Source organism: Fangia hongkongensis FSC776 = DSM 21703, from assembly GCF_000379445.1.
In the GTDB taxonomy this organism is placed as follows: Bacteria; Pseudomonadota; Gammaproteobacteria; order Francisellales; family Francisellaceae; genus Fangia; species Fangia hongkongensis.
Genome location: NZ_KB902262.1, coordinates 197,037 through 207,228, shown reverse-complemented (window position 1 = coordinate 207,228; position 10,192 = coordinate 197,037). Strand labels below are relative to the sequence as shown.

The following is a 10,192-nucleotide window of genomic DNA, read 5'->3' as shown; positions in this document are numbered from 1 at the left end:
CTTTGACGACCTGAATGTTCACTAAAGCAGTTTGATAGATAATCATCCAGCTTCTCCCAATCAATAAAATCAGCTAATAAGCAAAGTTTATGAGAAAGATCAATTTGCTCTGATAATTCTGGTTTGAATAGGTCTTTGGTTTCTTTGAATTTTTGCTCTTTATTACGCATGAAATTGCAAGGTTTTGCATGGTTGATACCATAAATCTTGCAATTTAGCTTGCGAAATTTCAAGTGCTAACACACTACTTATATAGCTTTAAGGAATTTTTCAGGGGCGACTAAAATATTCTTTTCTTCCGGGTAAACGGTAGACATCTCAAGATAGCTAAACTCCAAGCCTTCAGATGTATAGGCAATATGAATAATAATCACATTATCTTTATGGTCACGAATTTTCACAGGCAGCTTTAGCTCAAATGCATTTTTCTTACCCTTCTCCATAAATAACACCCTTGAGATCGATATAATTTAATTGTAGCTTTATCAAAATTAAGTGCAAATGCAATCCCTGTTATCTTCAATTTATATCCACCCTGAAACTGCAATATTTTGCCGTAGTCATCAACTAAAATTTGTGCAATACTATCGCCCATTATAATAATTAAAATGATAATAATTAGATCAAAATGACACATAGTGGATTATTTGAACGTACCGCAATATTAGTGAATGACCATGGCATTGAGGCATTAAAAAAGGCACATGTTTTACTCGCTGGGGTCGGTGGCGTTGGCTCATTTGCTGCTGAAGCCCTTGCAAGATCTGGCATTGGCAATATCACCCTAATTGACCATGATGTTGTCTCAAGCTCAAATTTAAATCGCCAGCTTGTGGCTTTAAACTCAAATATTGGCGTTAAAAAAGCCGAAATTATGCGTGATCGCATTAAGGATATTAACCCTAACTGCAATGTAACAATCATCGATGATTTTATTCGCCCCGATGATATGGATAACATTTTGAACCAACCCTATGACTTTGTGATCGATGCGATTGATAGCCTTTCTTGCAAGGTTGCTTTTGTCCGCGGAGCACATGAGAGAGGATATCGTGTCATCTCCAGCATGGGCGCAGGTGGAAAGCTTGACCCCACACAAATTAAAGTCGCTGACATTTACAAAACAAGCGTGTGCAAACTTGCCAGAGTCATGCGTGTCCGCTTAAGACGCCAGAAAGTTAAAAAGGGCATTTTAGCGGTATATTCCACTGAAAAACCTATTGCGCCACTACCACCTGAGCCTGTTCCAGGAGAGGGGCGAGATCGTGCAGTAAACGGCACTATTAGCTATCTTCCTGCTTTATTTGGGCTCACCATCGCTGGCAAAGTAATTCAAGAGATTATTGCCAATCAAATACATCAAAGATAATATCGCCTCTATAATCATTTTTTGCATTATCCTGAAAATACCAGAGACACGCTGGCAGACGCTTAAAGACTAATCCTTTCTTTGTGCTAGAAGGGCGGAAAACTCACCTTGTTTCAACCGCTGCTGAACTTCCTCAACACACTTTCCTAATGTCCCCTCAAAACCACGAGCAACATGAAGTGCCGCAGCGGCATTGAGCACAAGCGTATCTTGCTTTGCGCCTAGAAGCTCATTACTTAAAAGCGCTTGAGACTCTTCAAAGTTAGTGAATGAATCTCCTGCAGTTAGATAATCAAGCTTACTTCTGATAAACCCTAACTGCTCTGGATGAAGGCTAAACTCTGAGATCTCTCCTTTGTCAATCTTAACCACTTGATTCACACCACAAACACTAAACTCATCCATTCCATCACCATGGACAACATAAGCATACTCAACACCCAGTTTTGAAAGTGTTTTAGCATAAGGCATTAAAAGCTCTTTTTGATAGACACCCACCATCATACGCTTAACACGCATCGGGTTTAAAAGTGGCCCTAAGATATTAAAAAAAGTGCGTTTACCCTCTTCAGCAAATCGCCCTCGCACCTCTTTAACACGTGCGAATATCGGATGAAAGTAAGGCGCAAAGAGAAAAGTGAAGCCTGTATTAACAAGCTCATTATAAGCTTCTTCAGGCGTTTTAGGAATTACAATATCTAAGCGCTCCAAAAAATCAAAACTACCACATTTTGAGGTGGCAGATTTATTACCATGCTTGGCAACTTTAGCCCCTAGCGCATGGACAACAAGCGCACTTAAAGTGGAATAGTTTAAGGTCTGCAAACCATCACCACCTGTACCTACAATATCAATCGTCTCTTCAAAAGGATTTTTAACAAGCAAGCTTTTCTGTAAAAAACACTCCGCAATTTGCAAAAGCACATCGTCTTCAAGAACATTTTCATCTAGCTTTTTAACCAGCTTGTATTGCTCATCAACGCTGATATCCTCTGCAAGCAAAGCATCAATAATCTCTTGTACTTCCATCTTCTCTCTCTAATTTATTACTTTTCAAAAACAGCAATGGATTCAACATGGGTTGTATGTGGAAACATATCCATAACCCCACTAGAAACAAGCTTATATCCTTTTTCTTTCACCAAGATACCTGCATCACGCGCTAATGTCGATGGGTCACATGAAACATAAACAATACGCTTTGGCTGAATCAAATCCATTTGCGAGCAAAGCTTTTCAGCCCCAGCTCTTGGCGGGTCTAATAACAGCTTATCAAATCTCATTTCATGAATCCATGAATGTTTTGAGATATCCTCAAACAAGTTTGCCGCGTGAAACGCTACATTGTCTATGCTGTTTTGTTGTGCATTCTCCCCTGCACGCTTTGTCATTGCCTCATCACCTTCAACACCAACGACATACTTTGCTTTTCTTGCAAGTGGCAGGCTAAAATTCCCAAGGCCACAAAATAAATCCAGCACCGTATCTGATGGGCTAACTTCCAATAAGTTTAAAGCCTGATTGATCATCTTGTGATTAATCTCTCTATTCACTTGGGTAAAATCATTTGGCTCAAAGTTAATTTGCACATCAAATTCATCTAAGCGATAGGATAACTGCTTTGGTGTTTCATTTGCATCTGGGTAGAGACGCTTTATTGTATCAGGTCCTTTCGATTGCAAATAAATCCAAAAGCCATGCGCTTTAGCAAAACAACTGATTTTTTCAAGATCACTTGGAGATAAATCAACTAAGTGTCTAATAATAAGCGCCGTTCTTTGATCATCGACGGCTACTTCAATTTGCGGAATCTCTTTATAACTTTCCAATGAAATGATCAATTCTTGTAATATGCGAAGATCAGTTCCCACACTCTTATCCAACACTTTACAATGATCAATCTCTGCTAAAAATCGGCCATTTCGCTCACGGAAGCCAACCAGCACTTTGCCTTTTTTATGCACATATCTGACACCTAAACGTGCCTTGGTTCGATAATGCTCTGTATTGTCAGAGACAAGTGGCTTTAGCACTTTTTCAGGTTGAATGCCTTGACCAAAATGTTGATAATGATTTAAAAGCGTCTCTTCTTTAAGCTTAATTTGCTCATTGGGAGAGACATGTTGAAATGAACAGCCACCGCACAGTTTGAAATACTCACACGGCGGATTAGCACGCAAATTTGAGGCTTCAAGCACCTCTACTGCCATGCCTTCATCATAGTTGGATTTTCGATTAGAATATTCAAATTGCACCGTTTCACCCGGCAGCGCAAATGAAATAAAAGTTGTTTTACCCTCAACTTTTGCAATTCCACGCCCCTCATGAGACAGTCCAGTTACTTCTGCTTTAAAGGCCCCTTCAGGCAGTTTCTTCCTACGCATTGTATCAACGATGAATCAAATAGCGCGTATTGTATACCAAGCGCCAATAAAAAGTCACTGATTTTTTTTGACAGCTGTTTTGTCATTTTAATCTTTGATGAAAACTAAACATCCAAATTCACAACATTCAGCGCATTGCCTTCAATAAAATCACGCCTTGGTTCAACATGATCCCCCATCAAAGTTGAAAACAGCTCATCTGCGGCAACTGCATCTGCCACGGTAACCTGAAGCATTCTTCTCTCAGCTGGATCCATCGTTGTCTCCCATAGCTGATCTGGGTTCATCTCACCAAGACCCTTATAGCGCTGAATATTTTGACCACGCTTTGCCTCTGAAATAAGCCAATTCACTGCTTGCTCAAAGTTATCAACATATTCTTTTCGCGTACCGCGCTCAACATACGCTCCTTTAGAGAATAACCCAGAGAGCGATTTGCCAAGTGCAACAATTGAATGATAATCCTTCCCTTCAAAGAAGCTCGGTGAGAACACATACTCTGTAGTCACTCCATGCAAAAGGCGGCTTAGCTTTAACTTAATGCGGATCTCTTCATCCACTGTATCGGTTATAAGCTCAGCTGTATAATGCTCATAGCCACCCACTCGTTGGTTTAAGTGCTGAGCAAAACCCTGCCACCATTCTCTTAATCCCTCAATATTGGCTTCAGGATTATACTCTGGATAATACACAAGCGCACTTAATGCAGCCTCTGGATAACGTCTTGAGAGAATATTAATGCGTGATTGCACTTTTTGATGCTCTTTATAAAGGCTCTCTAAACCAACTCCTGTAATCGCTGGCGCATCTTTCTCAGGATAGACACTCGCCCCTTCAATACCAATGCTGCCTAGATACTCAAAAAGCGCAGCATCATCTTTTAGGTATGTCTCTTGCTTACCCCGCTTTACTTTATAAAGTGGCGGCTGAGCAATATAAATATAGCCACGCTCAACAAGCTCTGGCATTTGACGGTAAAAGAAGGTTAAAAGAAGGGTGCGAATATGCGAACCATCAACATCCGCATCCGTCATAATTACAATACGGTGATAACGCACTTTCTCAGGATCATATTCATCACGACCAATCCCACAACCTAAAGCTTTAATCAAAGTACCCACTTCCTGCGAGCCCAGCATTTTATCAAAGCGTGCTTTTTCAACATTAAGAATTTTACCCTTAAGCGGTAAAATAGCTTGGGTACGACGGTCCCTTGCCTGCTTTGCAGAGCCGCCCGCTGAGTCTCCCTCAACAATATAAAGCTCAGAGAGCGCCGGATCTTTCTCCTGACAATCTGCAAGTTTTCCAGGGAGACCTGCAATATCAAGCGCCCCTTTTCTTCTTGTCATCTCTCTTGCTTTTCGCGCTGCCTCACGCGCACGCGCCGAATCGATAATCTTATTGGCAATCTGTTTTGCCTCAGATGGATTCTCTAGCAAATATTCATTCAATTTTTCATTCACTAAAGACTCAACCGCCGATTTAACCTCAGATGAAACAAGCTTATCTTTTGTCTGTGAAGAGAATTTAGGATCTGGCACTTTAATAGATAATACAGCCGTTAACCCCTCTCTTGCATCATCACCCGATGTGCTGATTTTAAGCTTTTTATTTAAACCTTCTGCTTCAATATAACTGTTAATCGTTCTTGTTAATGCTGCACGAAAACCCGATAGATGTGTTCCGCCATCTTTTTGTGGAATATTATTGGTAAAGCAAAAAATATTCTCCTGATAACCATCATTCCACTGCATAGACAAATCAACCGCCACCTCTGACTTTTCACCTTGAATACTGATAATTACATCATTCAAAGGGGTTTTATTTTGATTTAAATGCTGAACAAAGGCGCTGATGCCGCCTTCATATTCAAAGATCTCTGAGCGATCATCACGTTTATCAATCAGCTCAATTTTCACCCCAGAGTTTAAAAATGACAGCTCACGAATACGCTTAGCCAAAACCTCATAGCTAAATTCAATGCTAGAGAAAGTCTCTGATGAAGGTTTAAAGCGAATTCTTGTGCCTGATTTTTCACTCGCGCCCACTTCTGCCAACGGCGCTTCAGGTTCGCCATGAACATAATTTTGTATGTATTCTTTGTTATTTTTCCAAATTTTAAGCTCAAGCGTTTCAGAGAGTGCATTCACCACTGACACACCCACGCCATGAAGACCACCTGAAACTTTATAAGAGTTATCATCAAATTTACCACCAGCGTGAAGCACTGTCATAATCACCTCTGCTGCTGATCTGCCTTCCTCTGGGTGAATATCAACGGGGATGCCTCGACCATTATCTGACACAGAGACAGAGCCATCGGTATGGATCGTCACTTTAATGTCATCACAGTAGCCAGCTAATGCCTCATCAATCGCATTATCAACAACCTCAAAGACCATATGATGTAAACCAGAGCCATCATCAGTATCTCCGATGTACATCCCCGGTCTTTTTCGTACTGCATCCAAGCCTTTTAATACTTTAATATTCGACGAATCATAGCTATTTACTTCAGATGACATTCAGTCTCTCCGTATTTGGTTTAATTTAATTTCAACACTTCCCGTGGCCATATCAGGTAAAATAGCGCTAGCTATTTTAGATGGATTTTATGTATTGGATAACACATCACTAAAGGGTATGCTTTAAATAGAGATTATATCAAATTTGAGCGCCAAAAGCGCGTATAATTCATCTCATCCTTGAGGCTATTTTCAGATAGGCTTTGGCTACAACTTACGCCACAAGGTATTATTGTTTGATTTTTTATCCAATAACGCTAAGTAGGCTTCATGCGCCTTAATTGCAGAAGCTGACAACCTCGCTTTAATGGAAGATTGATTCCCTTGATCTTGATTTTGAATAATACTTGTAGTTGCTTTCACTTCCACCTTGTCATCATCTTCACTCAAGGCAGCAAAAAGCTCCGTCTGCCCCCCTGTCATCATAAGATAGACATCTGCCAAGATCTCAGCATCTAAGAGCGCACCATGAAGCGTACGGTGCTTGTTATTAATCCCATAACGCGCGCATAATGCATCAAGCGAGTTCTTCTGCCCCGGATGCTTTTTACGCGCCATAATAAGCGTATCTAACACTTGGCAATAACTCTCTATTACACCCCAGTTATTGGGCTTAAGAAGACCGAGCTCCCAGTTTAAAAAAGGCACATCAAAGGCAGCATTATGAATAATGAGCTCTGCATCTTTTAGATATTCCATAATCTCAGATGATTTCTCAGAGAATAGTGGTTTATCAGCGAGAAATTCATTACTGATGCCATGCACGCGAAAGGCACCCTCTTCCACGGCAATATCTGGCTTAAAGTAAAAATGAAGGTTATTGCCTGTCAGCTTTCGATTAATCATTTCCACCGCACCAAATTCAATAATCCGATGCCCTTTTTTATACTCAAAACCCGTGGTTTCGGTATCAACAAATAGCTGTCTTTTCATAAGCTGCCTTTTTTCTATCAGATAACAAAAAAGGCCGCAAAGCGACCTTTTTATATATTACATTACTTTTTAAGCGTGCGCTTAGAAGTAAGCAGTTGCATCCAACATAACTGTGTTGAATTTACCAATGCTGCTACCGCCAGATTTACCTGACATATAGTTATAAGAACCACCAACCCAAACAGTGTCGATAATGTTATAACGTGTACCCACTTCGATCTGGTAAAGGTTATTGTCAGAGTTTTGTGCAACTTGGCTGTAAGTTACATAAGGAACCATATCCTTACCAGCAACTGGCATTGTGTAAGAAGAGTCTAAGCTCCAAGCTTTAACAGTTGAACCAGAATCAAAGCTAATCAAAGCAGGCAATGCATTAAAGCCAAATGCCGCATAACCCGTAGAGTCAGCAACCGCACTAGTACCTGCAATACCTCCTGCAACTGTGTTTGTTGCATAAGCATTTTGATATACAGAAGTACTATTCATACCACGCACACCTTGAGTAGTAATCAAGAACTCACCATTTACTGATAGGCCTTGAACTGTCATACCACCATTAAAGTCAACTGCGCCAACCATAGTGTTATTACTATCACCCAAAGCAGATACTGTATTAGCTGTATGACTAAAGCCAGTCGCGTTAATATAGCCCGCACCTGCATAGTACTTCACTTTGCCAGCTGTACCGTTATATGACGCGCTTAATGCAAAATCATTTACCTGATTGGCATTTGAAGCACCTGAGTTCAGCATAGACTCACCTAAACCATTCATTAAAGTGAATGCTGCATTAATGCCATTTTGTGAGTAACCCGCTGCAACTTGACCACCATATGCCATGAAATAAGCACGTGTTAATGTCGGCATAAAGTTATTTGGTGAGCTGAACTTACCAAAATCAACAACCTTTTTACCACCAACGAAATACACTGGTGATTTCTGTAAGTTACCAACGATAAAATATGCATTTGGTAAAGTTACATTACTTGAGCCAACATTTGTTACTTGAAGATCAGCAAAACCTGTTACCCAGTCACCAATTGTGGATGTTAAGGCAATATCAGCATAAGGCATTTTAATATTCGTAGCACTATTAGTACCACCATCATAGCCAGCTGTTAAAGTGCCGGGAACATAGTTGCCGTTGTTATTACCACTTACATTACCATAAGTGCCATAAATCTCACCTTTACCGCCGATATAGATAGCGTTTGAAGCAAGATCGCCAGATTTGCGCGCATGTAAGATATCAAGCGCTGTACCTGTTACGTTTTGGTTGTTCAATACTTGCTGTGAGTAATTAGCGTCTGTACGAACGTTAACAACACCACCACCATTGTTTTGAACCTGATCATTCATTGAACCTGCTGCAAAGGCAGAAGCGCTTGCAGTTGCAGCAACTGCTGCTACGATCATCTTAAGTTTCATAGTTTCTCCTCGACTGTTTAAAAACTTAAATTTACCTTTAATCTCGACGGCATTGTAGACCAACATAAACACCATACCTCGACAAAGGTATCACTTTATTGTAATTTTTCAAGCGAAATTACAGTATTTTTTGCCTCTTTGTAAAGATTTACTACAGTGTTTCGGCATTTTCTGCCAAATAGTTTGCAACACCCTCAGGTGATGCTTGCATTCCTTTGTCTCCTTTATGCCAACCAGCTGGGCACACTTCACCATTTTCTTCAAAAAACTGAAGCGCCTCAACCATGCGCACCAATTCATCCATATTTCTACCTAATGGTAAATCATTTACAACTTGATGTTTGACGACACCAGATTTATCAATCAAGAAAGTACCGCGATAAGCAACACCTGCATCTTCTGCTTCAACACCATAGGCTTTGCAGATACTGTGATTGATATCAGCGACCATCGTGTATTTCACCTGCCCGATACCACCTTGATCAATTGGTGTATTTCTCCAAGCATTGTGTGTGAAATGTGAGTCAATAGACACTGCAAACACTTCAACACCCAACGCTTTTAAGGCATCAACACGCTTATCAAGCGCAATTAGCTCTGATGGGCAAACAAATGTAAAATCAAGCGGATAGAATACAACCGCTGCGTATTTTCCTTCTCTTGCCTGATTAAACTCTAGGCTATCGACAATAGCACCATCTGCTAACACAGCAGGGGCAGTAAAATTAGGGGCTTTCTTTCCAACTAGTACAGACATTTTGATTCTCCATTTTGCATTAAAAATCACTGTAGTCACTCCACGCAGCGTTTAGCCTGCACGAAACAACCGCAAAAACCATGCGCAAAAGTTTGCGCTGTGATGTGAAATATGTCAATAATACTATAGCATTAATTTCTAGAGCTTAAGCCAGCTGAATGATTTACATACACCCACAAACACAAGCCCTTATTTTTGACTGTGATGGCACGATTGCCGATAGCATGATTATCCATAATCGCGCTTGGAGCACCATTGCCTCACGTTATGAAATTGACATTAGCTCTGAAGAGCTTGCGCACTTCAATGGCATCCCTACTGTGAAAATCTTGCAGCACTTAACCCAAGGACAGGATTTTCCACATGATATTCCCGCAATCGTGCATGAAAAAGAGATGCTTGCCCATCAAGAAATCCACAAGGTGCTGCCTATTGAGCCGATTGTTAATTTAATCAAAGAATACCACAAAAAACTGCCAATGGTCGTGATCTCTGGCGGCACAGAAGAGAATGTATATAAAACACTTGATGCGCTTAATCTTCGCCATTTGTTTGATTTTATCATTACAGCAAATGATGATCATCCAACCAAAGAACACCCTGAAAGTTTCACACTTATTGCTGAGCGATTAGGCGTTGACAGTGATAAATGTCATGTATTTGAAGATGGCAAACCCGGGCTTATTAACGCCATTAAAGCCAATATGGTGGTAACCGATGTCAGAACATTCTACCCTTAGATTTTGGTTAATTTATTCTCAAGAAAAACTGCCCTTTGGTATCTACTCTGAGTCAT

The 10,192-nt window shown here is 40.5% G+C and carries 9 protein-coding genes; 2 read left to right on the top strand and 7 right to left on the bottom strand.

Translation table 11 applies throughout. The annotated features are described in order from the left end of the window. Window positions 1-248 precede the first annotated feature (248 nt). The gene (locus tag A37Q_RS0109300) at window positions 249-443 is read right to left on the bottom strand and encodes a hypothetical protein (protein ID WP_018300006.1); all 195 of its coding nucleotides are present in this window, start codon (window positions 441-443) and stop codon (window positions 249-251) included. A gap of 185 nt (window positions 444-628) precedes the next feature. On the opposite strand from A37Q_RS0109300, the gene A37Q_RS0109295 reads away from it, so the two are divergent. Beyond that, window positions 629-1,369 carry a tRNA threonylcarbamoyladenosine dehydratase gene (locus A37Q_RS0109295; RefSeq protein ID WP_018300005.1) on the top strand — a complete coding sequence of 247 codons (741 nt, stop codon included), beginning with the start codon at window positions 629-631 and terminating at the stop codon, window positions 1,367-1,369. Between the two features lie 69 nt (window positions 1,370-1,438). Here A37Q_RS0109295 and trpD read toward each other — a convergent pair whose 3' ends face one another. The 6 genes from trpD to A37Q_RS0109265 all read right to left on the bottom strand — a co-directional run bounded on the left by trpD (window position 1,439) and on the right by A37Q_RS0109265 (window position 9,396). After that, window positions 1,439-2,398, bottom strand: a complete 960-nt coding sequence (gene trpD / locus A37Q_RS15140; RefSeq protein WP_018300004.1) for an anthranilate phosphoribosyltransferase — start codon at window positions 2,396-2,398, stop codon at window positions 1,439-1,441. Between the two features lie 17 nt (window positions 2,399-2,415). Next, window positions 2,416-3,753 (bottom strand): 23S rRNA (uracil(1939)-C(5))-methyltransferase RlmD, encoded by a 1,338-nt coding sequence (gene rlmD / locus A37Q_RS0109285; RefSeq protein WP_018300003.1) that lies wholly within the window; start codon window positions 3,751-3,753, stop codon window positions 2,416-2,418. 104 nt (window positions 3,754-3,857) lie between these two features. After that, the gene (gene gyrB, locus A37Q_RS0109280) at window positions 3,858-6,278 is read right to left on the bottom strand and encodes a DNA topoisomerase (ATP-hydrolyzing) subunit B (RefSeq protein ID WP_018300002.1); all 2,421 of its coding nucleotides are present in this window, start codon (window positions 6,276-6,278) and stop codon (window positions 3,858-3,860) included. 207 nt (window positions 6,279-6,485) lie between these two features. Next, window positions 6,486-7,211, bottom strand: coding sequence for a DNA polymerase III subunit epsilon (gene dnaQ, locus A37Q_RS0109275; RefSeq protein WP_018300001.1), 726 nt, complete (start codon window positions 7,209-7,211; stop codon window positions 6,486-6,488). Between the two features lie 81 nt (window positions 7,212-7,292). After that, window positions 7,293-8,639: an LbtU family siderophore porin gene (locus A37Q_RS0109270; protein ID WP_018300000.1), complete on the bottom strand. Its 1,347-nt coding sequence runs from the start codon at window positions 8,637-8,639 to the stop codon at window positions 7,293-7,295. Window positions 8,640-8,790: 151 nt separating this feature from the next. Then, complete coding sequence (locus A37Q_RS0109265) at window positions 8,791-9,396, bottom strand: peroxiredoxin (RefSeq protein WP_018299999.1); 606 nt, start codon at window positions 9,394-9,396, stop codon at window positions 8,791-8,793. A 158-nt stretch (window positions 9,397-9,554) separates the two neighbouring features. On the opposite strand from A37Q_RS0109265, the gene A37Q_RS0109260 reads away from it, so the two are divergent. Then, window positions 9,555-10,136, top strand: coding sequence for an HAD family hydrolase (locus A37Q_RS0109260; RefSeq protein ID WP_018299998.1), 582 nt, complete (start codon window positions 9,555-9,557; stop codon window positions 10,134-10,136). Window positions 10,137-10,192 lie beyond the last annotated feature (56 nt).

What these genes read in the sequence shown, in the direction of transcription:
- A37Q_RS0109300 (WP_018300006.1), bottom strand. Translation starts at nt 443, where the DNA reads ATGGAGAAGGGTAAGAAAAATGCATTTGAGCTAAAGCTGCCTGTGAAA.
- A37Q_RS0109295 (WP_018300005.1), top strand. Translation starts at nt 629, where the DNA reads ATGACACATAGTGGATTATTTGAACGTACCGCAATATTAGTGAATGAC.
- trpD (WP_018300004.1), bottom strand. Translation starts at nt 2,398, where the DNA reads ATGGAAGTACAAGAGATTATTGATGCTTTGCTTGCAGAGGATATCAGC.
- rlmD (WP_018300003.1), bottom strand. Translation starts at nt 3,753, where the DNA reads ATGCGTAGGAAGAAACTGCCTGAAGGGGCCTTTAAAGCAGAAGTAACT.
- gyrB (WP_018300002.1), bottom strand. Translation starts at nt 6,278, where the DNA reads ATGTCATCTGAAGTAAATAGCTATGATTCGTCGAATATTAAAGTATTA.
- dnaQ (WP_018300001.1), bottom strand. Translation starts at nt 7,211, where the DNA reads ATGAAAAGACAGCTATTTGTTGATACCGAAACCACGGGTTTTGAGTAT.
- A37Q_RS0109270 (WP_018300000.1), bottom strand. Translation starts at nt 8,639, where the DNA reads ATGAAACTTAAGATGATCGTAGCAGCAGTTGCTGCAACTGCAAGCGCT.
- A37Q_RS0109265 (WP_018299999.1), bottom strand. Translation starts at nt 9,396, where the DNA reads ATGTCTGTACTAGTTGGAAAGAAAGCCCCTAATTTTACTGCCCCTGCT.
- A37Q_RS0109260 (WP_018299998.1), top strand. Translation starts at nt 9,555, where the DNA reads ATGATTTACATACACCCACAAACACAAGCCCTTATTTTTGACTGTGAT.